Source organism: Streptomyces sp. NPDC052012, assembly GCF_040689265.1.
Taxonomy (GTDB): Bacteria; Actinomycetota; Actinomycetes; order Streptomycetales; family Streptomycetaceae; genus Streptomyces.
In genome coordinates, this window is record NZ_JBFAXA010000001.1 from 546,073 (window position 1) to 571,802 (window position 25,730).

Consider the following 25,730-nt stretch of genomic DNA (forward strand, 5'->3'; position numbering starts at 1 on the left):
CTAGTTTCCTGTCCAGGTCATGAGTGACAGTCATCAGGCCCCGGCCGACTGTCCGGCAACCCTCCGTCCGTGGCGGGGTGCCCCGGGTGAGGACCAGGCCGTACGGCAGCAAGGCCTACGGCAAGCGCGGACCCCTCGCACGCTTTTCAGAAGTGTGGGGCCAGGGGTCCTGGTCGTTCGAGGGAGCCTTCCGTGAGCAAGCGAATGCGCTAGGGCCGCAGAGCCCCGCCTCCGCACACCCCTTTCACCTTCCTCGCCGGTCTGTCCGGCTGCCTTCACGGGAGTCTCCCCATGTCTGTCTCCAGCCTTGCCGCCGACCCGTCCGTTTGTGCCCCGCTGCCCGTTCTGGGGCGGGATGTCACCGTCCCGCTCGTCACCGGCGGTGAGGTCACCTACGCCGCGCTCGACTACGCCGCCAGCGCCCCCGCCCTGCAGCGCGTGTGGGACGACGTGGCCGCGTACGCCCCGTACTACGGCAGCGTGCACCGCGGCGCCGGGTACCTCTCCCAGCTCTCCACCGACCTGTTCGAGAACGCCCGCAAGGCCGTCGCCGAGTTCCTCGACTGCCGCCCCGCCGACCAGGTGGTGTTCACCCGGTCCACCACGGACTCCCTGAACCTGCTCGCGGCCGCGCTTCCCGGCGACTGCCAGGTCTTCGTCTTCGAGACCGAGCACCACGCCTCCCTGCTGCCCTGGCGCGGGGCGCGGGTCACCTACCTCGACGCGCCGGGCAGCCCGCGGCAGGCCGTCGAGACCCTGGAGCGCGCCCTGGCCGACCGCGACCCCTACGGCCCGGCCCTGGTCTGTGTGACCGGTGCCTCCAACGTCACCGGCGAGCTGTGGCCCGTACGGGAGCTGGCCGCCGCCGCCCACGCGCACGGTGCGCGGATCGTCCTGGACGCCGCCCAGCTGGCCCCGCACCACCCGGTGAGCGTCCGTGAGCTGGACGTCGACTGGGTCGCCTTCTCCGGGCACAAGCTGTACGCCCCGTTCGGCTCCGGTGTCCTCGCCGGGCGGTCCGACTGGCTGCGCGAGGCCGAGCCGTACCTCGCCGGCGGCGGCGCAAGCCGCAAGGTGACCCGGCGTGAGGACGGGGGAGTGGACGTCGAGTGGCACGAGACGGCCGCCCGGCACGAGGCCGGCTCGCCCAACGTCATCGGCGCCTACGCCATCGCCTCCGCCTGCAAGGCGCTCACCGAGGCCGGGTTCGACACCCTGGTCGCACGGGAGCAGCACCTGATCCGCCGGGTGCGGGAGGGGCTTGCCGACGTGCCCGAGGTGCGGTTCCTGTCGCTGTTCGGCGACGACGCCCCGCGCGTCGGTGTGCTGTCCTTCGTGGTCGACGGCTGGAACAGCTCCCACTTCGCCGCCGCGCTGTCCGCCGAGTACGGCATCGGCGTACGCGACGGGCTGTTCTGCGCCCACCCGCTGGTGCGGACCCTGCTCGGCGGTGACGCGCAGGCCCAGGGCGAGTGCGGCGCCCCGGAGGCGGCGCCCGGGGAGAAGTCCCTCAACGCCATCCGGGTCAGCTTCGGCGCGGGCACGCCCGACGAGCACGTCGACCGTTTCGTGGCCGCCGTGCAGGAGCTGGTGCGCGACGGCGCCCGGTGGAACTACCGCACGGAGGACGGGCGGTGCGTGCCGGACACGTCCGCGTGAGCAGCCGCGGGCAGCGGTAGCCGGGCGCCCAGCAGGATCATCCGCAGGGCGCGTTCGGTGGCGTCCGTGAGGAGTTCGGCGGCCCGTACCAGCGCCTCCGCCAGGGCCATCGGCGCGGGCAGGATGCCGTGGCAGGCGTCCACCCCGGGCACGTCCTGCGCACCCTCGCCGAGCGTCCCGGCGAGCGCCAGCACCGGCCGGCCGTAGAGCTTGGCGCGGCGGGCCACCTCCGCCGGGACCTTGCCGCGCGGTGTCTGGTGGTCCAGGGCGCCCTCGGCGGTGACCACCAGGTCGGCGCGGGCCAGCCGGGCGTCCAGGTCGAGGTGGTCGAGGAGGACGTCGAAGCGGGGCAGCAGCCGCGCGCCGAGGGCGGCGAGTCCGGCGCCCAGCCCGCCGGAGGCGCCGGTGCCGGGGCCGAGGCGCAGATCGGTGCCGGTGACGGCGAGGTCGCGGGTCAGGACCCGCGCCCAGTTCTCCAGCCCCGCCGACAACTCCTCGACCTGCGCGGGAGTGGCGCCCTTCTGCGGGCCGAACACGCGGGCCACGCCCCGTTCCCCGCACAGCACGTTGAACGGGTTGCAGGCGACCAGCACGTCCACGTCCTTCAGCCGGGGGTCGAGCCCGGACGGGTCGATCCGCGCCAGTCGGCTCAACTCCGCGCCGCCCCGGCCCAGTTCGAATCCGTCGGCGTCCAGCAACCGTGCGCCGAGCGCCTGGAGCGCCCCCGCGCCGCCGTCCGACGTGCCCGAGTCGCCGCAGCCGACCAGGATCCGCCGTACGCCCTGGTCGAGCGCGGCGCTGATCAGCTCGCCGACGCCGTAGGTGGTGGTGGCGCCGGGGTCGCGCCGGGTGCGGGGGACCAGGGCGAGGCCGGCGACCGCGGCCATCTCGACCACCGCGGTGTCCCGGGCGCCGAGCAGGGCGAAGTGGGTGCCGACCGGCTCGCCGACCGGGCCCGTGGCGGCCAGGGCGACCAGCCGCCCGCCGGTCGCCGCGGCCAGTGCCGAGGCGGTGCCCTCACCGCCGTCCACCAGCGGGATGCGGTCGATCTCGGCGTCCGGCAGCACCCGGCGGACGCCCGCCGTGATGGCGTCGGCGGCGGCCTGGGCGGACAGCGACTCCTTGAAGCCGCTGGGGGCTACGACGACACGGCTGAGCATGGATGACTCCTTGTGGCCTTGCGGGAAGGGATGCGGCAGGACGCGCGGTGTTCAGCGGGTGACGGAGACGCCGAGCAGGGGCCAGACGGCGACGGCGAAGAACAGGACCAGGGCGGCGGTCAGCGGGGCCAGCACGGCGGACAGCCGGAGCAGATCGCGCGGTGTGTAGGTGGGGACGCCGGGGACGTCGGCGAACAGCGTGACCGGCTTGGCGGAGGCGGGCAGTGTGTGGCAGAAGCCCGCGGCGGCCGTGGAGGCGAGGGCCGCCGCGACCGGGTTCACCCCGGCGCCCACGGCCGCCACGACCACCAGCGGGACCAGCACCGAGGAACGGGCGGAACGGGACTGCAGGACCAGATGGGCCGCCGTGCTCACCGCGATCACCACCGTCAGGAACATCACCGGGGTCACCCCCGAAGGCAGCCCGGCCACCAGCCACTTCGCCGCCCCGGACTCGGTGAGCGCCACGCCCATCGCCATCGTCGCCGCCATGAACAGCAGCAGCGACCAGGGCACCGTCTTCAGTGCCTCCTTCAGCCGTACGGTGCCGAGCGCCGGTGAGGCGGCGACCACCGCGCCGATGAGCGCGACCATCGCCGGCGGGACCCGGTGCAGCGGCTCGCTGCACCACAGGGCGACCACCGTGCCCAGGAGCAGGGCGCAGCGCTTCTCGGCCTGGGTCCAGGGGCCGGTGACCGGGCGGTCGCTGTGCCGCTGGATCTCCTCGGCCGTGATGTGCACGGGGCCCTTGCGGTCGGCGCGCCGGGTGGTGGTCAACAGGACCGTCTCGGCGGCGAGATGGGAGGAGGCCACGGCCAGCGGCAGCCCGAGCAGCAGCCACTCGGTGAAGCCGACCCGCTCCCCGGTCGCCTCCCACAGCACCGACACGGTGATCAGATGGGCGCCCGCCCCGATCAGGGTCGCCACCGCCGACAACAGGATCACGGTCGGGAACAGCAGCGCCAGCATCACCACCAGCCGCTTGCGGTGGGCCAGGGCCTTGGCGAGGGCGAGGAACACGGGCAGGGCGAGCGCCGCACGGCCCGAGGTGGCGGGCACCGCGAACGCCGTGACGACCAGCGAGGCCGTGGTGAGGTGCACCAACTGCCGTACGGTGCGCGCCCCACCGACCAGGAACACCGCCGCCCGCCCCGCCAGGCCGGTCCGGGTTACGGCGGCGGCCAGCACGAACGCGCAGATCAGCAGCCACACGGTCGAGTCGCCGAGGGTGCCGAAGAGCGTGTCGCTGCTGATCACACCGGTCACGGTCAGGGCGAGTCCGGCGCCCAGGGCGACGTAGGTGTCGTCGATGGGCGCGCCGATCCAGGCGCAGGTCGCCAGCGCGAAGACGGCCAGGGTGAGACGCGCGTCCCCGCTCAGCCCGGGGAAGTTGCCGGGCACCGCGAGCAGCGCACACAGCGACAGGGCCACACACAGGGCCACGGTCAGACGGGGATTCAGGGTCACGTCATCGAGAGTTCACCCGGGGCGTGAGCGCTCAATGAGCCCGGCATGAAGGAAATTTCACGAAGGGAGCCGGTATCCCATGCCGCGTACCGTTTCCACCTTCTCCGCGCCCAGCTTCTTGCGCAGTGCCCGCACGTAGACGTCCACGATGTTGGAGCCGGGGTCGAAGTCGTAGCCCCACACATGGGACAGGATCTGCTCGCGGGACAGGACCTGCCCCGGATGCCGCAGGAACAGCTCCAGCAGCACGAACTCACGGGCCGTCAGATCGACGGTGCGCTCCCCGGCCCGGGCGCGGCGCGTGCGCAGGTCCAGCGTGAGCTCGCCCGACTTCAGCACGGTCACCTCGGGAGCGCGGGCCGCCGTCCGCAGCCGGAGCCGGACCCGGGCGAGCAGTTCCTCGAAGCGGAACGGCTTGGTCATCCAGTCGTCCGCGCCGCCCTCCAGACCGGCCACCGTGTCCCGCACGGAGTCCCGGGCGGTCAGCACGATCACCGGGGTCGTCACCCGGGCCTCGCGCAGCTCCCGCAGCACGGTGAAGCCGTCCCGGCCGGGCAGCCCGATGTCCAGGACGACCAGGTCGAACCCGCCGGTGAGCGCGTACTCGAAGCCGGCCTCGCCGTCGGGGACGACCGTGGTGGTGAAGCCGTTGGCGCGCAGGCCCTTCTCGACGAAGGAGGCGATGCGGTCCTCGTCCTCGACGATCAGAATGCGGTTCACGGGGATGCCTCTTCCAGAGTCAGTACGAACGTGGCTCCGCCGCCGTCGGTGTCGTGCATGCGGACCCGGCCGCCGTGGCCCTCCGCGATCGCCCGCACGATCGACAGGCCCAGTCCGGCGCCCGAGCCGTGGGCGCCGCGCCGGGACGTGCCGCGCCGGAAGCGTTCGAAGATCACTTCACGGTCCTGGGGCTGGACCCCGGGGCCGGAGTCGGCGACGTAGAACTCGATCCGGGGGCCGTCGGTGCGGGAGCCGATGCGGATGGTCTGCCCGGGGGCGGTGTGCTGCACCGCGTTCTGCGCCAGCTGCACCATCGCCTGGGTGATCCGCTGCGGGTCCAACCGGGCCTCGCCGTCGGCGACTTCGGCGAGCCGCCAGTCACGCTCGCCGAGGGCGCGGGCCTTGACGTAGACATCGGCGGTGAGTTCCGCGAGCTGGACCGGCTCGGGGGTGACGAAGTCGGGGCGCTCGGCCTTGGCGAGCAGCAGCAGGTCCTCCACGATGCGGCTCATCCGGTCCAGCTCGTCGGTGACCAGCCGGACGGTCTCCTCGCGTTCGGCCGGGTCGTCGCCCATCAGCTCGAGATGGCCGCGCACGATGGTGATGGGCGTGCGCAGCTCGTGGCTCGCGTCGTCGACGAACTGGCGCTGGGCGGCGAAGGCGCGCTCCAGCCGGTCGAGCATGGCGTTGAAGGTCTCGGCGAGCGCGGCCACGTCGTCGTTGCCGTGCACCGGGATGCGCTTGGTCAGATCCTGCTCGGTGAGCTGGGCGGCGGTGGTGCGCACGAGCCGTACCGGCTTCAGGATGCGCCCGGCGACCACCCAGGCGATGCCGATGGTCATCAGCAGGGCGACCCCGGAGATGGCGAGCAGCACCCGGAACACCTCGTCGGCGCGCGCCTTCTCGCGCCCCGGATGGAACGCGACGACGAACGCCGCCGCCGGTTCACCGCCGTAACGGGCCACGGTGACCTTGGCCCAGCGGATCTCGCCCTCCGGGCGCTGCAGGGTGCCGGTGGTGTCGGGCGAGGCGAAGATGCGGCGGCGGGCGTCGGCGTCCTTGTGCAGCGGCAGGCCGACCGGGATCTCACGCTGCTGGATGATCTGCGCCGGGCTGGTGCCGGGCTCGCCCACCAGGCCGATCAGCTCCTCGTCCAGATCGGCGTACTGACGTTGCAGGAAGACCCGCAGCAGCCGGCCCGGGTCGGTGAACCTGCGGCCGGTCTCCGGGTCGAAGCCCTGCTCCTCGAAGCCGGCGAACTCGCGGGCCTCCTGGGCGAGCAGGCCGTTGATGCGCTGGTCGGTGTCGCGCAGGAGGATCGAGCGGGTGGTCGCGGCGACGGAGGCGAGGGCGACGGCCATCACGAGCAGCAGCCACAGGAGGATGCGGAGGCGGGCGGAGATCCGCCGGCGCTCACGCGCCTCACCCCGGTCACCCGTCGTCGCCGGGTCCGTCGTCGCCGGGTCCGTCGTCGGCAGGTCCGTCGTCGGCGTCATCGTCCTCGTCCGCTGGGGCGTCGGTCACCGGCGGCCGGGACACGACCTGGTCGCTGGGCGTCGGTGCGGGCCGCGTGGAGCTGGGCGTCGGCGTCGGGGAGCCGCTCTCCAGCTCCACCTCGGCGGGCACCTTGGGCTCTTGCGGGCTGTCGGTGAGGGCGAAGCTGGTTGCGGCAATGCCGAGGGGAATCAGTACGACAGCTGCCAGAGCTGCCATCCGCCGTGAGAAGACCATGCCTCTCATCCTGCGTCCGCCATCCGCAGCCGTGGATGAGCCGAGAATGAAGAACTCTTCATCCGGCGTGCACAGCGACACCCCCAGGGGCGCGGGGAACTGCGCACCCCAGCCCCGATGAGCCCGCAGACGCCCGACGACAGGCCGCGGCAACCCGGAATGCGCCTAGTTGTCCAACCCGATCGAGAACGCCGCCTCGAGGTCGTGCTGCGAGTAGGTCCGAAAGGCGACGTGCGTGTCCGTCGCCTCCACCCCCGGGATCTTGCTGATCCGGCCCGGGATGACCTCCGCCAGGTCCTCGTGCTCCTTCACCCGGACCATGGCGATCAAGTCGTACGTGCCCGTGACGGAGAAGACCTCGCTCACACTCTCCAGCGCGGCGATCTGTTCCGCGATCTCGGGGATCCGGTCCACGCTGGTCTTGATGAGGACGATCGCGGTGATCACGGCTGGTTCTCTCCCTCGGGGGCCGGTGCAGGGGCGGCCTTCACTCTAGTCGTACGGCCGAATCGGACCCAGGCGAAGACGAAGCCCAGGCCGAAGCCCAGCAGGTGGGCCAGATACGCCACCCCCGGACCGTCGGCGGCCTGCTGCCGGGCCGCCGCCCACTGCAGGGCCGCCCAGAACGGCAGCACGACCCAGGCGGGAAAGCGCACCGGCAGGAAGAACAGGAACGGCAGGAGACTGGTGACGCGGGCCCGCGGGAACAAGAAGAGAAACGCGCCGAGGACCGCCGAGATCGCCCCGGAGGCGCCCACCAGGGACTGCTCGGCGTCCGCGTTCGCCGCGGCGTACCCCAGCAGCGCGAGGTAGCCGCAGCCGACGTAGAACAGGGTGAACTGCACGCGGCCCATCCGCGCCTCGGTCATCGCTCCGAAGACGTGGAGGAAGAGCATGTTGCCGAGCAGATGCACCCAGCTGCCGTGGACGAACAGCGCCGTGGCGGGGGTGAGCGCGGCGCCCGGGGAACCTTCGAACAGGTCTGCGGGAATCACGCCCCAGCGCCGGAACCAGGCCCGCTGCGCGGCGAGCAGCTCGTCCCCGGTGCCGTACACCGGATTGAGGCCCGAGGCCGGTCCGGCCAGGAAGACCACGCAGCACAGGACGATGAGGGTGTGGGTCACCGGTGCCGACGGGCGGCGCATCGCCCTCGCAGCCGACGCCCTCCAGTTGCGGATCATGCCTCCAGAGCATGACGTAACCGGACGCAACCACACAGACCGCCTCGCCGCCGTGGACGGGCGGGCGGCGAGGACCCGCCAGGCCGTAGGGTTACGAGCCATGACGGACCGCGTGCGCGGGGCGTCGCCGACAATAGAAGGCCTAGAAGGAAAAGAGCACAGGCACGATGACGGTTCCCCTGCCGACCGCCACGACGCGGTGGCGCTGCACGCTCTGCGGCAACCTCACCCGCTTCGACGTGACCCGCTCGTCGAAGGTCGTGGAGTACGTCCACCTCGATCTGGCCGGAGAGCCGAAGGTCGAGGAGCGCGAGGTGCTCAGTGAGACGATCGAGTCGGTGCGGTGCCGCTGGTGCAACGCCGTGGACCAGGTGGAACTCGTCGACAGGCCGGGCGCCGGCTCCTGAAGCGGAGCGGGCCCGCTGACGGTGACCCCGCACGCGGGGTCACACACAGGCATTGGGGTGTGACGGATGGTGGAGACCACGGGCGGGGGGCCGCAGGACGGCGCCGCTGAGGTGCTCGACCGTCCGCTGCCCGACGGAGTGCGCCGCCGCGTCGTGCAGATCGTCTCCGACGGCTTCGGCGGGCTGACCGTGGCCGAGCTGCCCACCCAGCTCCGGCAGTACGCCCGCTTCGCCCCGAACCGCCGCGCCAAGTTCGCCGGCAACGCCATGGCCGCCGCGCTGGAGACGGATCCGCTGTTCCGGCAGCGGATCGGGGAGAAGCTCAGAGAGGCCCAGCCGGAACTGACCGGCGCCCTCGACTCCGGCTCGCCGCCCCCGGCCGCGGACCCGCTCGACGTGGCGGCCGCGGCCTACGTACTGCGCCCGGCGGGCTGGGTGAAGCTGGTGACCGCCGCCGGCGAGGAGGCCCAGCGGGCCGACGCCGAGCGCGCCGACGAGGAGAACCGGGCCGAGCTGGAGCGGCTGCGCGCCGAACTCGCCCGGGCACGCGAGCACACCAAGTCGGAGACCGAGCGGCTGCGCACCGAGCTGGAGTCGGCCCGCAAGGAGGCCGAGTCGCTGCACCGCAAGCTGCGCAGCGCGCTCAGTGACGTCAAGCGCGGCGAGGCGGCGCTGCGCAAGCTGCAGGGCGAGATGGAGACCGTCCGCGCCGAGGGGCAGGCCCAGGTGTCCGCCGCCGAGAGCGAGACCCGGCGGCTCAAGGCACGGCTCGGTGAGACGGAGGCCGCGCTGGAGGCGGCCCGCCGGGCGGCGCGTGAGGGCCGCAGCGTGGAGGACATGCGCGTACGGCTGCTGCTCGACACCGTGCTGGACGCCGCCCAGGGCCTGCGCCGCGAACTCGCCCTGCCGCCGGTGTCCGTGCGGCCCGCCGAGACCGTGGACGCCGTCGAGCCCGGACGCATGACCCCGAAGGACATCGCCGCCCGCGCGCTGTCCGACAACGACCCGGCGATCCTCGACCAGCTGCTGGCGCTGCCGCAGGCGCACCTGGTCGTCGACGGCTACAACGTCACCAAGACCGGCTATCCCCAGATGCCGTTGGAGAAGCAGCGGCTGCGGCTGCTCGGCCAGCTCGCGCAGCTCGCCGCGCAGACCGGCGCCGAGGTGACGTGTGTCTTCGACGGGGCAGAGCTCGCCGCCCCCGTGCTGCTCGCGCCGCCGCGCGGGGTGCGGGTGCTGTTCTCCAAGCCCGGCGTCACCGCCGACGAGCTGATCCGCCAGCTGGTGCGCGCCGAACCGCCGGGCCGGCCCGTCATCGTCGCCTCCACCGACCGCGAGGTCGCCGACGGAGTCGCTCGCGCGGGCGCCCGGCCGGTCGCCTCGGCGGTGCTCCTCAAGCGGCTCTCCTGAAGAGGCTTCCGGAAGCGGCTTTCCTGATACTCGGATCACTTCCGTCCCCCGTGCAACGTACCGTCTCTATGCCCGAATTGACGGAACCGTCACGCAACGTAGTGTCAATCCCACATCACTGCAGGTGAGTTGAAGGTAAATAAACGCGCTGTAGTGGAGATTTTATGGCCGGGGATTTGAACTGATCACAGGAACATCATTAGGGTCTGCTCGAACCCGCGACCGCGCGATCACTCTCGAGAAGGAGCTCGTCTCCGTGGCGTCCCACCGTCGTCCCAAGCAGCCGAGCCGCGCACGTGTGACCGTGCTCACCACCGCTGCCGCAGCCGCTGTCGCCCTGAGCTCACAGGCCGCCAACGCCGCCCCGAGCGAGAAGCCGAGCAAGGACGAGGTCAAGGCCAAGGTCGACAAGCTCTACGAGCAGGCGGAGCAGGCCACCGAGAAGTACAACGGGGCCAAGGAGAAGCAGGAGAAGCTCCAGAAGGAGATCTCCACCATCCAGGACGACGTGGCCCGCGGCCAGCAGGAGCTCAACGAACTGCGCGACGGCCTCGGTTCGATGGCCAGCGCCCAGTACCGCAGCGGCGGCATAGACCCCTCCGTCCAGCTGCTGCTGTCCTCCGACCCGGACGACTACCTCGACAAGGCGTCCACCCTCGACCAGTTGAGCACCCAGCAGGTCGACGCGCTGAAGAAGATCCAGGAGAAGCAGCGCGAACTCGCCCAGCAGCGCTCCGAGGCCGCCGGCAAGCTCAAGGACCTGGCCTCCACCCGCACCGAACTGGGCAAGAAGAAGAAGGAGGTCCAGGGCAAGCTCGCCGCCGCGCAGAAGCTGCTCAACAGCCTCACGGCCGAGGAGAAGGCGCAGCTCGCCGAGGAGCAGAACCGCGCCAGCCGCGCCAGCGAGCGCGACGCCCTCAGCGGCAACGTCCCGCCCGGCTCCGGCCGCGCCGCCGCCGCCTTCGCCGCCGCGCAGAGCAAGCTCGGCAGCCCCTACGTCTACGGCGCCACCGGCCCGTCCTCCTTCGACTGCTCGGGCCTGACCTCCTGGGCGTACGCGCAGGCCGGCGTCGGCCTCCCGCGCACCTCCCAGGCCCAGACCGGCGCCGGCACCAAGATCTACTCGGCCAGCCAGCTCAAGGTCGGCGACCTGGTCTTCTTCTTCAACGACCTGCACCACGTGGGCCTCTACGCGGGCAACGGCCAGATCATCCACGCCCCGCGCACCGGCACCGTCGTGCGCTACGAGTCGATGAACACCATCGGCGGCCCGTTCATGTTCGGCGTCCGCGTCTGATCCCTTCGCAAGGCCGCGGCCCGGTGCCTCCGTTCGGGGGAATCACCACGCCGCCCGGCAACCGTCCGCCCCGCCTGTGACCTGCGTCAGAGGCGGGGCGTCACCGTGTGTGGCGGCCGGGGTCGTTGGTCGGCCGCCGGGCTCGGGGCTACTGTCTGCCGCGTTTCCCTGTCCGCCAGCGGAAGGAGCGCGGCTTCCCGTGGGGTCCCATCGCCGCCTTGCACCGTCCTTCGGGTTCGACCGGGGCGCCACCGCCGCCGTCGGCCTGCTGTCCGCGGCCGCCGCCGTCCTGGCCGCCGTACCGGCCACGGCCACACCCGCCGACGACACCGGGTCCAAGGTGGACCGCCTCCACCGGGAGGCCGAGAAGGCGACCGAGGCCTACAACAAGGCCGACGAGCGCGCCGACACCCTGCGCGGGCAGATCCGCACCGCCCAGGACGAGATCGCCCGCCAGCAGGAGCGCGTCAACACCCTGCGGGAGTCGCTCGGGTCGCTCGCCGGGGCCCAGTACCGCTCCGGCGGCCTGGACCCCTCCTTGGAGCTGCTGTTCTCCGACGACCCGGCGGACTACCTCGACAAGGCGTCCGTACTGGACCGGATCACCGGTCGCCAGGCCGGTGAGCTGAGGAAGCTCCACCGGGCCCTGCGCACCCTCGCCCAGGAGCGCGAGGCGGCGGCCGGGAAGCTGGCCGAGCTTGTGCGCAGCCGCAAGGCCGCGGCCGCGCACAAGCGGACCGTCGAACGCAAGCTCGCCGAGGCACGACGGCTGCTCGACTCCCTCCCCGGCGCCGAGCGCGCCGCCTACGACCGCGCCACCCGCTCCGGCCGTACGGACCTGCCCGGTCTCGGCGGCATCGCGCCGGCCTCCTCCCGCGCGGCCGCGGCCGTCGCCGCCGCCCGCTCCGCCCTCGGCAGACCCTACGTCTGGGGCGCCAACGGCCCCTCCGGATTCGACTGCTCCGGCCTGACGCAGTGGGCCTACCAGCAGGCCGGGGTGTCCCTGCCGCGCACCTCGCAGGGCCAGCGCTACGCCGGCCGGCAGATCCCGCTGTCCCAGGCGCGCCCCGGTGACCTGGTGATCTACCGCTCCGACGCCAGTCATGTCGGGATGTACATGGGGGGCGGCCAGGTGATCCACGCGCCGTACCCCGGCGCACCCGTGCGCTACGACCCGGTCGGCATGATGCCTGTCTCGTCGGTCACCAGGGTCTGACCACAACGGGCGGGCGCCCTTACCCTCGGAAAGGTGGCTGGTCGAAGGCGGGTGTCGGGGGCGTCGGTGGTGGCGCTGTGTCTGCTGCTCGTCTCCCTGGTGTCCTGCGGCGGGGGACCGGCCACCGACGCGGCCCGCGCCGAGGTGCAGTCCCTGCTCGACCGGCGGGCCCGCGCGGTCCTCGCCCACGACCCCACGGCGTACGCCCGCACCGGCACCCGCGCCGGCTACGACAATCTGCGCGCGGTCCCGCTGGCCGACTGGTCCTACCGCCTGACCGCCCTCGACCGCACCGGCGACACCGCGACCGCCCAGGCCGACCTCAGCTACCGTGTCGAGGGCCACGACCGTTCCCCGGTCACCACCACCCGCACCCTGCGCCTGAGCCGCGACGCGGACGACCGCTGGAGAGTCGAGTCCGACCGGCCCGCGAAGAAGTCCGGCCAGCAGCTCTGGGACCAGGGAACGGTGCGCACCGCACGCGGCGACCGCAGCCTCGTGCTCGGCGTGGGCCGGTCCCCCGCGGAGCTGCGCGACTACGCCGAGCTGGCCGACCGCGCGGTACCGGCCGTCTCGGACGCCTGGGGCCGGTCCTGGCCCCGCCAGGTCGTGATCCTGGTCCCCGAGTCCCTGCAGGACATGGGCGGACTGCTGAACTCGCCCGCCTCCTCCTACCGGGGCATCGCCGCCGTCACCACGGGGGAGACCGGCACCGGCGAGCGGGCGCCCGCGGACCGGATCATCGTCAACCCGGACGCCTTCGGACTGCTCGGCGACTCGGGCCGCCAGGTCGTCCTCACCCACGAGACCACCCACGTCGCCACCCGCGCCCACACCACCGCCGCGACCCCCCTGTGGCTCTCCGAGGGCTTCGCCGACTGGGTGGGCTACCGCAGCGGCGACCGCACCCCGCCCGAGGCCGCCCCGGAACTCGCCTACGCGGTCGGCCGCGGCGACGTCCCCACCGCCCTCCCCGGCGACGAGGACTTCGGCTTCTCCGGCGACGCCGACCGCCTCGCCCGCGCCTACGAAAGCGGCTGGCTGGCCTGCCGGCTCATCGCCGACCGCTGGGGCGAGGACCGCCTCGGCGAGTTCTACCGCACGGTCGGCGCCCACAAGCAGCGCGCGGGCGCGATCGAGCACGCCATGAAGACCGTCCTCGGCACCACCCCGGAGGCCTTCACGACACAGTGGCGCGACTATCTGCGCTCCGAGCTGGGCTGACCGGGCGCGGCGACGGCCGGCCGGGCACGGTGTCGCGCCACAGGCGTACGGCGGCCAGGAGAGTGGCAGTCACCAGGAGGCCGTTGCGCAGCACGAGGAGGGTGATGCCGAGGGCGTCGCCGGCGACCACGTGGGCGAACCAGACGGGGAACTCCAGGACCGTCACGAGGCAGGCGGCCAGGACCAGGCCGGCCGGTAGGGTCATGCGGCTGGTGCGGAAGCACAGGCAGACCGCGGCCAGGCCGACCAGCCACACCATGTACTGGGGGCTGATCACCCGGCTCGTGGTGGTGAACATCAGGACGGCCACGAAGGCCGCGTCGGCGACGGTGTGCGCCTCGAAACGGGTGGCCAGCAGGCGCCACAGCAGCAGCCAGCCCAGGGCCACCCCGGTCAGGAACAGCGCGCCCGTGCTCACCCACGACACATACGGGCCCAGGAACTCCACCGAGCCGTAGTTCAGCAGCACCTCGCCGTCCCAGCCGTGGTGCCGGGCGACGTGGAAGACCAGCGCACCCAGCGACTCGACCTCCGTGCCCCGGTCCCGCTGGAAGGTCAGGAAGGCGAGGGAGCCGGGCATCAGCATCGCGAAGAGGGCGGCCACCCCCGCACCGGTCACCGCCGCCGACGCCCACGCGCCGCGCCGCCGGACCCCGAGCAGCAGCATCGCCGGCCACACCTTCAGCATCGCCCCGAACCCGGCGAGCGCCCCCATCAGCCGGGGATGCCGGGCGCCCGCCACCACCGCGGCGACCGCCACCGCGGTCACCATCACGTCGTAGCGGGCGTACACCGTCGGCCCCAGCAGCGGCACGCCCACCACCCAGACCCAGGCCCCGCGCCCGCAGCGCCCGGGACGCCGGCCCGCGTACACCAGCAGGGCCAGCGTCACCAGGTCGGCGACCAGGGCCAGGACGAAGAACGCGGTGGCGTACTCCAGGAACGGGAGCAGGCCGGGGGAGAGGATCGCGAGGGCCGCCGCGGGCGGGTACTGCCAGGTGACGTCCTCGAGCGGGAACGTTCCGCCGCGCAGGACGTCGTACCAGCCCTGATAGATCACGGACACGTCACTGGTGACGTCCGGACCGGGAAAGACGATCACCTTCAGGACACACAGCAGCAGCGCGGCGCGTGTGAGGCCCCAGACGGTCAGGAGCCAGGCGAGGGACCCTCGTGCGGCCGTCGTCTTCACGTGATCCCTGCCCGTCGCCTCGCGGTCCTGACCGGCCCATGATGTCCCGGGAACCTGTGCAGGTGCCAGCAAGCACCGCTCTTGTAGGGTCGGCGGCGATGCACAAGACCCTGATCGTGACCAACGACTTCCCGCCCCGCCCCGGGGGTATCCAGGCGTTCCTGCACAACATGGCGCTGCGCCTCGACCCGGACCGGCTCGTCGTCTACGCCTCCACCTGGAAGCGCTCCCGGGAGGGCGTCGAGGCGACCGCCGCCTTCGACGCCGAGCAGCCCTTCACCGTCGTACGCGACCGTACGACGATGCTGCTGCCGACCCCGCAGGCCACCCGCCGGGCCGTCGGCCTGCTGCGCGAGCACGGCTGCACCTCCGTCTGGTTCGGCGCGGCGGCCCCCCTCGGACTGATGGCACCGGCACTGCGCCGGGCGGGCGCCGAAAGGATCGTGGCGACCACCCACGGCCACGAGGCCGGCTGGGCCCAGCTGCCCGCCGCCCGGCAGCTGCTGCGCCGCATCGGCGAGTCCACGGACACGATCACCTACCTCGGCGAGTACACCCGCTCGCGCATCGCCGCGGCGCTGACGCCCCAGGCCGCCTCGCGGATGGTGCAGCTGCCGCCCGGCGTCGACGAGAAGACCTTCCACCCGGCCTCCGGCGGCGACGAGATCCGGGCCCGGCTCGGCCTCACCGACCGCCCCGTGGTCGTCTGCGTCTCACGGCTCGTCCGGCGCAAGGGCCAGGACACGCTCATCCGGGCCATGCCCGCGATCCTCGCGGCCGAGCCGGACACCGTCCTGCTGATCGTCGGCGGCGGCCCCTACGAGAAGGACCTGCGCCGGCTCGCCCAGGACACCGGCGTCGCCGCCTCCGTCCGCTTCACCGGCTCCGTCCCCTGGTCCGAGCTGCCCGCCCACTACGGCGCCGGCGACGTCTTCGCCATGCCCTGCCGCACCCGCCGCGGCGGCCTCGACGTGGAGGGCCTGGGCATCGTCTACCTGGAGGCCTCCGCGACGGGCCTGCCTGTCGTCGCGGGCGACTCGGGCGGCGCACCCGACGCGGTCCTCGACGGCGAGACCGGCTGGGTGGTCAGGGGCGGCGACCCGTCCCAGGCCGCGGACCGCATCATCGCCCTCCTCCAGGACGCGGAAGTGCGCCGCAGGATGGGAGAGAGGGGCCGCCAGTGGGTCGAGGACAAGTGGCGCTGGGACCTACTCGCCGAGCACTTGAAAACGCTGCTGTAGAGCAACCAACCCAGGGGCGCGGGGCTGTATCGATTTGCGGCTCCGCCGCGTGGGCGCGACAAGCCACAACGCACCCGCGCCCGCGAACGGCGATCAAGAGGCACCCCAATAGGCACGCCGGCCTACTTGGCGTAAATGGCCTCGATCTCGTGAGCGTAGTCCTTCGCCACCACGTTCCTCTTCAGCTTCAGCGACGGAGTCAAGTGCCCCGACTCCTCCGTGAACTGAGCCGGCAGAATCCGGAACTTCCGCACCGACTCCGCCTTCGACACCGCCGCGTTCCCGTCGTCGATCGCGGCCTGGATCGCCGCGACCAGATCCGGATCCTCCCGCAGCGACGCCGCGGTCGAGCCGGCCGGCTTCCCGTGCTCCGCGGCCCACCGCCCCAGGAACTCCTCGTCGACGGTGACCAGCGCGCCCACGAACGGCCGCCCGTCGCCCACCACCATGCACTCCGCGACCAGCGCGTGCGCCCGGATACGGTCCTCGATCACGGCCGGAGCGACGTTCTTGCCGCCCGCCGTCACCAGGATCTCCTTCTTGCGGCCGGTGATCCGCAGATACCCGTCCTCGTCCAGCGTGCCGATGTCCCCGGTGTGGAACCACCCGTCGGCCAGCGCCTCCGCCGTCGCGGCCGGGTTGTTCCAGTACTCCTTGAACAGGTGCTCGCCGTGCAGCAGCACCTCCCCGTCGTCCGCGATCCGCACCACGGACCCCGGCAGGGGCTGGCCGACCGTGCCGATCTTCTGCCGGTCCCACGGGTTGAACGCGGTCGCCGCGCAGGACTCGGTCAGGCCGTAGCCCTCCAGCACCGTGAAGCCGATGCCGCGGAAGAAGTGGCCGAGCCGCTCACCCAGCGGCGCACCGCCGGAGATGGCGTACTCGCCGCGTCCGCCCAGCACCGCCCGCAGCTTGCCGTAGACGAGCCTGTCGAACACCTTGTGCTTGACCTTCAGACCGAACGCCGGGCCGGACGGCGTGTCCAGCGCCTGGCTGTACGCGATCGCCGTGTCGGCCGCCTTGTCGAAGATCTTGCCCTTGCCGTCGGCCTGCGCCTTGGCCCGCGCCGAGTTGTAGACCTTCTCGAAGACGCGCGGCACACCCAGCACCAGCGTCGGCCGGAAGGCGGCCAGCTCGTCCGTGAGCTGCTTGATGTCCGGTACGCAGCCCAGCTTGATCGGCGCCATCATCGGCGCGATCTGCACCAGCCGGCCGAAGACGTGCGCGAGCGGCAGGAAGAGCAGCACGGAACACTCGCCCGTGCGGAACAGCGGACGCAGCCGCTCCACGATGTTGCCGCACTCGGCGAAGAAGCTGCGGTGGGTGAGCACACAGCCCTTGGGGCGGCCGGTGGTGCCGGAGGTGTAGACGATGGTCGCCGGATCGTCGGCCTTCGCGACCGAGCTGCGCTCGTCGACCGTCTCCTCGGTGACGCCCTGTCCGAGCCGCCCCAGCTCCTCCAGCGCGCCGGCCTCGATCTGCCACACGTGCTTCAGGTCGGGCAGCCGGTCGCGCACCGACTCCACGGCGGCGGCGTGGGCGTCGAGCTCCACGAGGCAGGCGGTGGCGCCGGAGTCGCCGAGGATCCACGCCACCTGCTCCGGCGAGCTGGTCTCGTACACCGGCACGGTGACCGCGCCGGCGCTCCAGATCGCGAAGTCCAGCAGCGTCCACTCGTAGCGGGTGCGGGACATCAGGCCGACCCGGTCGCCGGGCTGGATCCCCGCCGCGATCAGGCCCTTGGCGGCCGCCCGCACCTCCGCGAGGAACGTGGTGGCCGTCACGTCCTGCCACGTGCCGGCGACCTTACGGGCGATGACGGCGACATCCGGGTGCTGCGCGGCGTTTCTGCGGACGATGTCGGCCAGATTGCCGTCCGCGGGGACCTCGTACAAAGCCGGAAGGCTGAACTCGCGCAAGACTGCTGCTCCTCTTAGGGCGCCGGCGCCACGACGGTGTGCGATGCGACGGTGCGGTCCAAGGCTCGGGCGGGTGCTCGCGACATTCAGAAGTTGAAATCCCGAGCACGACTGGACTGCCCGGACGTTACCCGCCGGTATGGCTTCTACGACAGGGGGGCCCGGCGAGATGTTCGCTGCGTCACACAGGTTGGTGTTCCCTTGCGCACAGTAGTCCACCCTGCAACCGACGAGCCAGTAACCGCAGGTCCGGCCCCCACTGTTCACAAGTACTCTGCATTTCCATGGCATCCACACCAGCCGGAAACCGCCGGACGCGCGTCCACGTGGTCAGCGACGTGCACGGCAACGTCCGTGACCTCGCCCGCGCCGGCGAGGGCGCCGACGCCCTGATCTGCCTGGGCGACCTCGTGCTCTTCCTCGACTACGCCGACCACTCGCGCGGCATCTTCCCCGACCTCTTCGGCGTCGAGAACGCCGACCGCATCGTGGCGCTGCGCACCGCCCGCCGCTTCGAGGAGGCGCGGGAGTTCGGCAGAAGCCTGTGGGCCGGCATCGGGACCGACCGGGCGGCGGTCATCGAGAAAGCGGTGCGCAAGCAGTACGCCGAGCTGTTCGCCGCGTTCCCCACCCCGACGTACGCCACCTACGGCAATGTCGACATGCCGCCCCTGTGGCCGGAGTACGCCGGACCCGGCACCACCGTCCTCGACGGCGAGCGCGTCGAGATCGGCGGCTGGACCTTCGGCTTCGTCGGCGGCGGCCTGCGCACGCCGATGCGCACGCCCTACGAGATCAGCGACGAGGAGTACGCCGCGAAGATCGAGGCCGTCGGCGAGGTCGACGTGCTGTGCACCCACATCCCGCCGGAGGTTCCCGAGCTGGTCTACGACACGGTGGCGCGCCGCTTCGAGCGCGGCAGCCGTGCGCTGCTGGACGCGATCCGGCGCACCCGGCCGCGCTATGCGCTGTTCGGGCATGTGCACCAGCCGCTGGTGCGGCGCATGCGGATCGGGGCCACCGAGTGTGTGAACGTGGGGCACTTCGCGGGCAGCGGGCGGCCCTGGGCGCTCGAGTGGTGAGGCGCGGCTTGGCGCGATGTCCCAGGTCGGGTGAGTTCGGCCCGACCGGTGCGCGGTAGCCTTCACGCTGCACCGACGTGCGCGTGCGACTGCGCGCACGGCGATCCGACTACCGGCCCGCATCCGGAGGAGCCACGGCGATGGCGGAACACACCAGCTCGAGCATCACGATCGAGGCGGCACCGGCCGATGTCATGGAGGTGATCGCCGACTTCGCCCGTTACCCGGACTGGACCGGTGAGGTGAAGGAGGCGGAGGTCCTCAAGACGGACGGCCAGGGCCGCGCCGAGCAGGTGCGCCTCGTCATGGACGCCGGCGCGATCAAGGACGACCAGACGCTGGCGTACACGTGGACCGGGGAGCACGAGGTGTCCTGGACGCTGGTGAAGTCCCAGATGCTGCGGGCGCTCGACGGGTCGTACATCCTGAAGCCGGCGGGCGGGGGTTCGACCGAGGTCACGTACCAGCTGACGGTGGACGTCAAGATCCCGATGCTGGGCATGATCAAGAGGAAGGCCGAGAAGGTCATCATCGACCGGGCACTGGCGGGCCTGAAGAAGCGGGTGGAGTCGGGCAAGTAGTTCGTCTGCGGGTGAGTGGGGGCTGGTCGCGCAGTTCCCCGCGCCCCTCAGGTCCTCACCTCGCGGTACGCAGCGGCGCGTACTCAGCTGCGGCCAGCCCCACGCCGGGCCGCAGTGCAACACGGATGCGCGCGACGTCCGTTACGGTTCACCCCCATGCGCACCCTCCTGATCACCGGCCCCGGCGGCAGTGGACGTACCACCGTCGCGGCTGCCACCGCCGTCGCCGCCGCGGGTGCCGGTACCCGCACCTTGCTGCTCACCACCGACCGGACCGACACCCTCACCCCCGTGCTGGGCACGGACGCCGTCCCCGGGCTCACCACCCGCCGGCTCGACCCGGCCACCGGCTTCCGCGACGACCTCGCCGCCCTTCAGGACCGCGCCGCCTCCGCCCTCGACCTGCTCGGCGCCTCCCGCCTCGACCCCGAGGAGCTCACCCCGCTCCCCGGCGCCGAGGAGCTCGCCCTGCTGCGCGCCCTCCGGGACGCCGCGCTGACCGAGGCGTACGACCTCCTCGTCGTCGACCTGCCCCCCACCCCCCGCGCCCTCGACCTGCTCGCCCTCCCCGGGGAACTCCGCCGCTACCTGCGCCGCCTGCTCCCGCCCGAGCGCCAGGCCGCCCGCGCCCTGCGCCCCGTACTCGGCCGGCTGGCCGGCGTCCCGCTGCCCGCCGAGTGGCTGTACGAGACCGCCGCCCGCTGGGACGTCGAGCTCGGCGCCGCCGAAGCCGTCCTCGCCGACCCCGGCACCTCCGTACGCCTGGTCGCCGAGCCGGGGCCCGCGGGCGCCGACGCCGTCCGCACCGCCGCCCTCGGCCTCGCCCTGCGCGGTCTGCGCACCGACCTCCTGATCGCGAGCCGCGTCCTGCCGGAGAGCGTGGAGGACACCTGGCTGGCCGCGCCCGTGGCCCAGCAGCGCAAGGTCCTGGAGGAGTGGCGGGAGACCCACCGCGTCCACCCGGTCCCGCACCTCGGCCGTGACCCGCGCGGCACCGACGACCTCACCGCGCTCGCCCTGCCCGGCGCCGGCACCACGCCCGCCCGCGTCGAGTGGCCCGTCACCGACCGGCTCGCCGACGACGGCGTGCTGGTCTGGCACATCCCCCTCCCCGGCGCCCACCGCGACGAACTGGACCTGATCCGGCGCGGCGACGAACTCACGGTCACCGCAGGGCCCTTCCGGCGGATCGTGCCGCTGCCCTCCGCCCTGCGCCGCTGCACCGTCGACGGCGCCGCCCTGCGCGAGGGCGAGCTGCGCATCCGGTTCCGGCCGGATCCGCGGCTGTGGCCACGCACCTCGTGAACGCGGTGCGGCCGTTCGGGTAACGTCGGAGGGGCTCACCGTAGTCAGGAGTCCGTCATGAGCGAACAGCTCCCCCCGCCCGACGACGCACGCGACGCCGCACGCGACCATGCTGGGGACGAGGCCCTGGACGACGTACGGGCCGACGACGCACCCGTCCTGGAAGAGCCCGCCGAGCCTCCCGTGGACCGGCCCGGCGCGGTCGACGCCGACGCCTGGGCGACCGCCTGCGCCGAGGACCTCGAGGCGGAGAAGGCCCGCCGCCGCGCACAGCACGGGCCGCCCCCCGGCTCCGCCGCCGAGGAGCTCAAGAAGCTCGTCGACGCCGTCGCCGACAAGCTCTCCGGCCTCCAGTCCCCGCTGTTCGGCGCCGTCGCCGGACCCGCCGCGCAGCAGGTCGTACGGCAGGTCGTGGAGCAGGCCAAGGCCGCCGTGGAACCCGTCATCGAACGCAACCCGGACGTCTTCGACCACCTCGCCGCCGCCGGCAACGAACTGCTCGCCGCCTACCGCTCCGCCGTCCAGGACCAGGAGCGCCGCTGGACCTCCCGCGGAACGCCGCGGAGCGACCCCCGCGACCTCGGCGAACGCCGCGACCGCGGTGACGAGTCAGGCCCCGGCGAGCGCATCGACCTGGACTGACCGGAGGTCCTCGGATCCCTCGCGGCCCGCTCACCGTACGGACGCCGGAAACCCGGGGGCAGGGCCTCGGGTACCGTTGGCGGTAGCGGGGCTCGACCGGAACTGAGGGATTCATGGGACTCACCATCGGCGTCGACATCGGCGGCACGAAGATCGCGGCCGGCGTGGTCGACGAGGAAGGCAACATCCTCTCGACCCACAAGGTGCCGACCCCGGGCACGCCCGAGGGCATCGTGGACGCCATCTCCTCCGCGGTGGAGGGAGCGCGCGCGGGCCACGACATCGTCGGCGTGGGGATCGGTGCGGCCGGATACGTCAACCGCCAGCGCTCTGAGGTGTACTTCGCGCCCAACATCCACTGGCGCAACGAGCCGCTGAAGCAGAAGGTCGAGGCCCGCGTGGGCCTCCCGGTCGTCGTGGAGAACGACGCCAACGCCGCGGCCTGGGGCGAGTACAAGTTCGGCGCGGGCAAGGGCCACCGCAACGTCATCTGCATCACGCTCGGCACCGGCCTCGGCGGCGGCATCATCATCGGCAACAAGCTGCGCCGCGGCCACTTCGGCGTGGCGGCCGAGTTCGGCCACATCCGCATGGTGCCGGACGGTCTGCTGTGCGGCTGCGGCTCGCAGGGCTGCTGGGAGCAGTACGCCTCCGGCCGCGCCCTCGTCCGCTACGCCAAGCAGCGCGCCAACGCCACCCCCGAGAACGCGGAGACGCTGCTGTCCCTCGGCGACGGCACCCCGGACGGCATCGAGGGCAAGCACATCTCCATGGCCGCCCGTCAGGGCGACCGGGTGGCGGTCGACTCCTACCGCGAGCTGGCCCGCTGGGTCGGCGCGGGCCTGGCCGACCTGGCCTCCCTCTTCGACCCCTCGGCGTTCATCGTCGGCGGCGGCCTCTCCGACGAGGGCGAACTGGTCCTCGGCCCGATCCGCAAGTCCTACAAGCGCTGGCTGGTGGGCGGCAACTGGCGCCCGGTCGCCGACGTCCTCGCCGCCCAGCTCGGCAACAAGGCGGGGCTGGTGGGCGCGGCGGACCTGGCCCGGGAGCCCGACCCGATCATGTAACGGCCAGATCTGGACTCACGGCGACCGCCGCACCCTCAGGGGCGCGGGGAACTGCGCGACCAGCCACCACGAACCGGCCCTCGCGTACAACCTCGCGCCCCGGGTCAGCGGGCGTACATTGATCCACATGGAGCCGCTCCCCAACTCCCGCACCGAGCCCGACGGTTCTCCCACCCTGCGCGTACTGAGCTACAACATCCGCTCGATGCGCGACGACACCGACGCCCTCGCCCGCGTCATCAAGGCCTGCGCCCCCGACCTGGTGCTCCTCCAGGAAGCCCCCCGCTTCTTCCGCTGGCGCAAGAAACTCGCCCGCCTGGCCTCGGACTCGGACCTGGTCATCCTCACCGGAGGCGCGACCGCCGCCGGCCCGGCGATCCTGTGCTCCCTGCGGGCCACCGTCGAACGCACCGAGGACGTCCTGCTGCCCCTCACCCCCGGCCTCCACCGCCGCGGCTTCGCCACCGCGATCGTCCGCTTCGCCGGCGCCCGCGTCGGCGTCCTCAGCTGCCATCTGTCCCTGGACGGCCACGAGCGCCACGAGCAGGCCGGCATGCTCCTGGACCGGCTCGCCGCCATGGGCGTGGAACACGCGATCGCCGGCGGGGACCTGAACGAACGCCCGACCGGCCGCACCTTCCGCCGCCTCGCCGGCGACCTCCAGGACTGCTACGCCACCGCCCCCTGGGGCACCGAGCACACCTGGACCCCGGCCGACCCCTACCAGCGCATCGACGCGATCTTCGCCACGAAGAACATCGACGTCCTGGGCTGCGGCGTCCCCCTGGGACACCCCGGCGTGACCGAGGCGGACCTGCGGGCCGCCAGCGACCACCTCCCAGTCCTCGCCGCGCTCAGGATCCCGGCGGCCTAGACGACCGCGCCCCGCCCCGGGTCGTCGTCCTCGTCGTCATCCGTGCGCATCCGCATCACCAGGGTGGCGAAGCCGCCCAGGAAGCCGCCGATGCACAGCGTCGTCAGCCACCACGTCATCTCCCAGCCGAGCAGCACCGCCAGCAGGATCAGCACCGGCCCGCCCAGCACGCCCAGCCAGGCGAACTTGGCCGTGACATCGGCCTCCGGCAGCGGCGGCGGCTCCGGCGGCACGAAATGGCCCTCGTCGCTCTCGTCGAGGTCGTCGTCGGACGGCTCCGGCACGCTGTAGTCGCGTGGTCCGATCCCGGGGGCGAATGCGACGGAGCTGCCGAGCGGCTTGGCCGGTCCGCTCTCCGCCTCGCTCTCCGCCTTCTGCGGGGCCTCGCCGTCCACCGCGCCCTCGCCGTTCGTGTCGGGCTCCAGCAGCGCCAGGTCCTCCACCGACTTGAACGGCTTGGCGCCCGGCGGATCCGGCGGCTCCTCGCCGTACCCGGCGACGATCGCCGCCCACGCGGCGTCCTCGTCGAAGGGGACGCGCTGCTCCTCCGGCTCACGGCCCTCGGGCCGCTCGCGCTCGCCGCGCTCCTCGCGGTCCTCGCGCTCCGAGTCGTGCTCAGCCACCTGCGGTCGTCCCTTCCTTGCCGAGACCGGGCTCCTTGACGGCGCCGGGTGCGAGCCGGCCGATGAACGCGGTGCTCTCCTCGAAGATCCGCGCCGCGTCGTAGTCCAACGTCGCCACGTGGTAGCTCTGTTCCAGCAGGATCTCCGTGACGTCCGTGGAGGAGATCCGGGCGAGGATCCGGGCCGAGTCGGCGGGCGGCACCACATGGTCCTGCGGGCTGCGCAGCAGCAGCAGCGGCTGCGTGACCTGGGGCAGCTCGCGGTCCACGAGCCTCAGGAAGGTCCGCAGGGAGTGCGCCGCGTGCAGCGGCACCCGGTCGTAGCCGAGCTCGCGGTCGAGCGGCTTGGCGATGTCGCTGCCGATGCCCCTCGTGGCGGGCACGAGATGCCGCAGCACCGGAAGGGCGTGCGCCGCGAGCCCGTGCACCCGGTTCGCCGGGTTCACCACCATGACCCCGCTCACCGCCGAGCCGTGCTTCGCCGCCAGCCGCAGGGCGAGCGCGCCGCCCATGGACAGACCGGCCACGAACACCCGCTCGCACCGGCCCCGCAGCAGCCGCAGCTCGCGGTCCACCTCCGCGTACCAGTCCTGCCAGCCGGTGACCCCCAGGTCCTGCCAGCGCGTGCCGTGCCCGGGCAGCAGCGGCAGCGCGACCGTGAGGCCCTGCGCGGCCAGATGCTCCGCCCAGCCGCGCAGCGACTGCGGCGAACCCGTGAAGCCGTGGCACAGGAGGACGGCGGTCTCGCCGCCCTCGTGGCGAAACGGCTCGGCTCCGGTCGGGAGCGGCACCTTCGGCCTCCTGTTCCTGGGACGGGGTCGGACGGGGGTTGCAGGACCTTCACCGTACGCGACCGCACTGACACCGACCAGGGTCGTCGGCGCCTTCGACGGCGCTTGGGGTTAAGGTCTGAGCGACACACACAGGAGGCACTCGGTTGTTGTACGGCGCGATGAAGGTCACCATCGGGGGGCCGCTGAAGCTCGCCTTCAGGCCCTGGGTGGAGGGCCTGGAGCACGTGCCCGCCGAGGGCCCCGCGATCCTGGCCAGCAACCACCTGTCGTTCTCCGACTCGTTCTTCCTGCCGGCCGTGCTGGACCGCAAGGTCACCTTCATCGCCAAGGCCGAGTACTTCACCACTCCCGGTGTGAAGGGCCGGCTCACCGCCGCCTTCTTCAAGGGCGTGGGCCAGCTCCCCGTGGACCGCTCCGGGGTGCGCGGCGCGGGCGAGGCGGCGATCAGGAGCGGCATCGAGGTGCTGGAGCGCGGTGAGCTGTTCGGCATCTACCCGGAGGGCACGCGCTCGCCCGACGGCCGCCTCTACCGGGGCAAGCCCGGCGGGCTCGCCCGCGTGGCGCTGGCCACCGGCGCGCCCGTGATCCCCGTCGCCATGATCGACACAGAGAAGATCCAGCCGCCCGGCAAGGTGATGCCGAAGCTGATGCGGCCCGGCATCCGGATCGGCAAGGCGCTGGACTTCAGCCGCTACCAGGGCATGGAACACGACCGTTTCGTGCTGCGCGCGGTGACCGACGAGGTCATGTACGAGATCATGAAGCTGTCCGGCCAGGAGTACGTCGACATGTACGCGACCGCCATGAAGCGGCAGCTCGCGGAGGCGGCCAAGGCCGAGAAGGAAGCCGAGAAGGCGGCGAAGGCCGCGCTCGCGCAGGCCGCGAAGGAACAGCGACAGTCGGAGTAGGCTTCGGGCCCTCCGATCGGGGGTGGGGGAG

25 protein-coding genes and 1 riboswitch are annotated in these 25,730 nt (G+C 72.6%); of the genes, 14 read left to right on the forward strand and 11 right to left on the reverse strand.

All coding sequences use genetic code 11. The features are described 5' to 3' along the window. The first annotated feature begins 15 nt into the window (after positions 1-15). Positions 16-133: riboswitch (SAM riboswitch) on the forward strand. Between the two features lie 158 nt (positions 134-291). Continuing rightward, the gene (locus AB0412_RS02475; protein ID WP_366400574.1) at positions 292-1,659 is read left to right on the forward strand and encodes an aminotransferase class V-fold PLP-dependent enzyme; all 1,368 of its coding nucleotides are present in this window, start codon (positions 292-294) and stop codon (positions 1,657-1,659) included. On the opposite strand, the gene AB0412_RS02480 is transcribed toward AB0412_RS02475, so the two are convergent. The 7 genes from AB0412_RS02480 to AB0412_RS02510 form a co-directional block, all read right to left on the reverse strand. Then, entirely contained in the window at positions 1,614-2,819 is a 1,206-nt protein-coding gene (locus AB0412_RS02480) for a glycerate kinase (protein WP_366400575.1), read from the reverse strand. The genes AB0412_RS02475 and AB0412_RS02480 overlap by 46 nt on opposite strands. 51 nt (positions 2,820-2,870) lie before the next feature. Next, positions 2,871-4,286 carry an SLC13 family permease gene (locus AB0412_RS02485; protein WP_366400576.1) on the reverse strand — a complete coding sequence of 472 codons (1,416 nt, stop codon included), beginning with the start codon at positions 4,284-4,286 and terminating at the stop codon, positions 2,871-2,873. Between the two features lie 57 nt (positions 4,287-4,343). Next, complete coding sequence (locus AB0412_RS02490; RefSeq protein WP_366400577.1) at positions 4,344-5,006, reverse strand: response regulator transcription factor; 663 nt, start codon at positions 5,004-5,006, stop codon at positions 4,344-4,346. After that, positions 5,003-6,502: an ATP-binding protein gene (locus AB0412_RS02495; RefSeq protein WP_366400578.1), complete on the reverse strand. Its 1,500-nt coding sequence runs from the start codon at positions 6,500-6,502 to the stop codon at positions 5,003-5,005. The genes AB0412_RS02490 and AB0412_RS02495 overlap by 4 nt, the downstream gene beginning before the upstream one ends. After that, the gene (locus AB0412_RS02500; protein ID WP_366400579.1) at positions 6,438-6,737 is read right to left on the reverse strand and encodes a small secreted hydrophilic protein; all 300 of its coding nucleotides are present in this window, start codon (positions 6,735-6,737) and stop codon (positions 6,438-6,440) included. The genes AB0412_RS02495 and AB0412_RS02500 overlap by 65 nt, the downstream gene beginning before the upstream one ends. A gap of 165 nt (positions 6,738-6,902) precedes the next feature. Next, entirely contained in the window at positions 6,903-7,184 is a 282-nt protein-coding gene (locus tag AB0412_RS02505; protein ID WP_366400580.1) for an Lrp/AsnC ligand binding domain-containing protein, read from the reverse strand. Continuing rightward, entirely contained in the window at positions 7,181-7,918 is a 738-nt protein-coding gene (locus tag AB0412_RS02510; protein ID WP_366400581.1) for a rhomboid family intramembrane serine protease, read from the reverse strand. Before AB0412_RS02510 ends, AB0412_RS02505 begins: the two co-directional genes overlap by 4 nt. Before the next feature lie 167 nt (positions 7,919-8,085). Between AB0412_RS02510 and AB0412_RS02515 the strand changes: the two genes are divergently transcribed. From AB0412_RS02515 to AB0412_RS02535, 5 genes are all read left to right on the forward strand, one after another. Continuing rightward, complete coding sequence (locus AB0412_RS02515; RefSeq protein WP_167994558.1) at positions 8,086-8,325, forward strand: hypothetical protein; 240 nt, start codon at positions 8,086-8,088, stop codon at positions 8,323-8,325. A gap of 66 nt (positions 8,326-8,391) precedes the next feature. Then, positions 8,392-9,735 carry an NYN domain-containing protein gene (locus AB0412_RS02520; RefSeq protein ID WP_366400582.1) on the forward strand — a complete coding sequence of 448 codons (1,344 nt, stop codon included), beginning with the start codon at positions 8,392-8,394 and terminating at the stop codon, positions 9,733-9,735. Between the two features lie 256 nt (positions 9,736-9,991). Beyond that, a complete protein-coding gene (locus tag AB0412_RS02525) occupies positions 9,992-11,032 on the forward strand; it encodes an NlpC/P60 family protein (protein WP_366400583.1) in 1,041 nt (346 codons plus the stop codon). A 199-nt stretch (positions 11,033-11,231) separates the two neighbouring features. After that, positions 11,232-12,248, forward strand: coding sequence for an NlpC/P60 family protein (locus AB0412_RS02530; protein WP_366400584.1), 1,017 nt, complete (start codon positions 11,232-11,234; stop codon positions 12,246-12,248). A gap of 33 nt (positions 12,249-12,281) precedes the next feature. After that, positions 12,282-13,472 (forward strand): hypothetical protein, encoded by a 1,191-nt coding sequence (locus AB0412_RS02535; protein ID WP_366400585.1) that lies wholly within the window; start codon positions 12,282-12,284, stop codon positions 13,470-13,472. Here AB0412_RS02535 and AB0412_RS02540 read toward each other — a convergent pair. Continuing rightward, positions 13,429-14,664, reverse strand: a complete 1,236-nt coding sequence (locus AB0412_RS02540) for a glycosyltransferase 87 family protein (RefSeq protein WP_366400586.1) — start codon at positions 14,662-14,664, stop codon at positions 13,429-13,431. The genes AB0412_RS02535 and AB0412_RS02540 overlap by 44 nt on opposite strands. A 98-nt stretch (positions 14,665-14,762) precedes the next feature. On the opposite strand from AB0412_RS02540, the gene AB0412_RS02545 reads away from it, so the two are divergent. Then, positions 14,763-15,905 (forward strand): glycosyltransferase family 4 protein, encoded by a 1,143-nt coding sequence (locus AB0412_RS02545; protein WP_366400587.1) that lies wholly within the window; start codon positions 14,763-14,765, stop codon positions 15,903-15,905. A 122-nt stretch (positions 15,906-16,027) separates the two neighbouring features. Here the strand turns inward: AB0412_RS02545 and AB0412_RS02550 are convergent, their stop codons facing one another. Then, positions 16,028-17,824, reverse strand: a complete 1,797-nt coding sequence (locus tag AB0412_RS02550; protein ID WP_366400588.1) for an AMP-dependent synthetase/ligase — start codon at positions 17,822-17,824, stop codon at positions 16,028-16,030. A gap of 284 nt (positions 17,825-18,108) precedes the next feature. Here AB0412_RS02550 and AB0412_RS02555 point away from each other — a divergent pair, with 284 nt between their 5' ends. The 6 genes from AB0412_RS02555 (at position 18,109) to AB0412_RS02580 (ending at position 23,375) form a co-directional block, all read left to right on the forward strand. Then, positions 18,109-18,906: a metallophosphoesterase gene (locus AB0412_RS02555; RefSeq protein ID WP_366400589.1), complete on the forward strand. Its 798-nt coding sequence runs from the start codon at positions 18,109-18,111 to the stop codon at positions 18,904-18,906. Between the two features lie 140 nt (positions 18,907-19,046). Then, on the forward strand, positions 19,047-19,487 hold the full coding sequence (locus tag AB0412_RS02560) for an SRPBCC family protein (RefSeq protein ID WP_366400590.1): 441 nt from the start codon (positions 19,047-19,049) through the stop codon (positions 19,485-19,487). Positions 19,488-19,643: 156 nt separating this feature from the next. Further along, a complete protein-coding gene (locus tag AB0412_RS02565) occupies positions 19,644-20,792 on the forward strand; it encodes an ArsA-related P-loop ATPase (RefSeq protein WP_366400591.1) in 1,149 nt (382 codons plus the stop codon). Between the two features lie 57 nt (positions 20,793-20,849). Continuing rightward, positions 20,850-21,434 carry a DUF5304 domain-containing protein gene (locus AB0412_RS02570; protein ID WP_366400592.1) on the forward strand — a complete coding sequence of 195 codons (585 nt, stop codon included), beginning with the start codon at positions 20,850-20,852 and terminating at the stop codon, positions 21,432-21,434. A 113-nt stretch (positions 21,435-21,547) separates the two neighbouring features. Beyond that, positions 21,548-22,501 carry an ROK family glucokinase gene (locus AB0412_RS02575; RefSeq protein WP_260830798.1) on the forward strand — a complete coding sequence of 318 codons (954 nt, stop codon included), beginning with the start codon at positions 21,548-21,550 and terminating at the stop codon, positions 22,499-22,501. A gap of 127 nt (positions 22,502-22,628) precedes the next feature. Then, a complete protein-coding gene (locus AB0412_RS02580; protein WP_366400593.1) occupies positions 22,629-23,375 on the forward strand; it encodes an endonuclease/exonuclease/phosphatase family protein in 747 nt (248 codons plus the stop codon). On the opposite strand, the gene AB0412_RS02585 is transcribed toward AB0412_RS02580, so the two are convergent. Together AB0412_RS02585 and AB0412_RS02590 are read right to left on the reverse strand one after the other, a co-directional pair. Then, positions 23,372-23,998 carry a hypothetical protein gene (locus AB0412_RS02585; protein WP_366400594.1) on the reverse strand — a complete coding sequence of 209 codons (627 nt, stop codon included), beginning with the start codon at positions 23,996-23,998 and terminating at the stop codon, positions 23,372-23,374. The two genes, AB0412_RS02580 and AB0412_RS02585, sit on opposite strands and share 4 nt — an antisense overlap. Then, positions 23,991-24,788: an alpha/beta fold hydrolase gene (locus tag AB0412_RS02590; RefSeq protein ID WP_366400595.1), complete on the reverse strand. Its 798-nt coding sequence runs from the start codon at positions 24,786-24,788 to the stop codon at positions 23,991-23,993. The genes AB0412_RS02585 and AB0412_RS02590 overlap by 8 nt, the downstream gene beginning before the upstream one ends. A 161-nt stretch (positions 24,789-24,949) precedes the next feature. Between AB0412_RS02590 and AB0412_RS02595 the strand changes: the two genes are divergently transcribed. Continuing rightward, positions 24,950-25,699, forward strand: coding sequence for a lysophospholipid acyltransferase family protein (locus AB0412_RS02595; RefSeq protein WP_366400810.1), 750 nt, complete (start codon positions 24,950-24,952; stop codon positions 25,697-25,699). The last annotated feature ends 31 nt before the right edge of the window (positions 25,700-25,730 follow it).

What these genes read in the sequence shown, in the direction of transcription:
- AB0412_RS02475 (WP_366400574.1), top strand. Translation starts at nt 292, where the DNA reads ATGTCTGTCTCCAGCCTTGCCGCCGACCCGTCCGTTTGTGCCCCGCTG.
- AB0412_RS02495 (WP_366400578.1), bottom strand. Translation starts at nt 6,502, where the DNA reads ATGACGCCGACGACGGACCTGCCGACGACGGACCCGGCGACGACGGAC.
- AB0412_RS02575 (WP_260830798.1), top strand. Translation starts at nt 21,548, where the DNA reads ATGGGACTCACCATCGGCGTCGACATCGGCGGCACGAAGATCGCGGCC.
- AB0412_RS02555 (WP_366400589.1), top strand. Translation starts at nt 18,109, where the DNA reads ATGGCATCCACACCAGCCGGAAACCGCCGGACGCGCGTCCACGTGGTC.
- AB0412_RS02480 (WP_366400575.1), bottom strand. Translation starts at nt 2,819, where the DNA reads ATGCTCAGCCGTGTCGTCGTAGCCCCCAGCGGCTTCAAGGAGTCGCTG.
- AB0412_RS02545 (WP_366400587.1), top strand. Translation starts at nt 14,763, where the DNA reads ATGCACAAGACCCTGATCGTGACCAACGACTTCCCGCCCCGCCCCGGG.
- AB0412_RS02560 (WP_366400590.1), top strand. Translation starts at nt 19,047, where the DNA reads ATGGCGGAACACACCAGCTCGAGCATCACGATCGAGGCGGCACCGGCC.
- AB0412_RS02520 (WP_366400582.1), top strand. Translation starts at nt 8,392, where the DNA reads ATGGTGGAGACCACGGGCGGGGGGCCGCAGGACGGCGCCGCTGAGGTG.
- AB0412_RS02565 (WP_366400591.1), top strand. Translation starts at nt 19,644, where the DNA reads ATGCGCACCCTCCTGATCACCGGCCCCGGCGGCAGTGGACGTACCACC.
- AB0412_RS02580 (WP_366400593.1), top strand. Translation starts at nt 22,629, where the DNA reads ATGGAGCCGCTCCCCAACTCCCGCACCGAGCCCGACGGTTCTCCCACC.
- AB0412_RS02510 (WP_366400581.1), bottom strand. Translation starts at nt 7,918, where the DNA reads ATGATCCGCAACTGGAGGGCGTCGGCTGCGAGGGCGATGCGCCGCCCG.
- AB0412_RS02500 (WP_366400579.1), bottom strand. Translation starts at nt 6,737, where the DNA reads ATGGTCTTCTCACGGCGGATGGCAGCTCTGGCAGCTGTCGTACTGATT.
- AB0412_RS02515 (WP_167994558.1), top strand. Translation starts at nt 8,086, where the DNA reads ATGACGGTTCCCCTGCCGACCGCCACGACGCGGTGGCGCTGCACGCTC.
- AB0412_RS02570 (WP_366400592.1), top strand. Translation starts at nt 20,850, where the DNA reads ATGAGCGAACAGCTCCCCCCGCCCGACGACGCACGCGACGCCGCACGC.
- AB0412_RS02595 (WP_366400810.1), top strand. Translation starts at nt 24,950, where the DNA reads ATGAAGGTCACCATCGGGGGGCCGCTGAAGCTCGCCTTCAGGCCCTGG.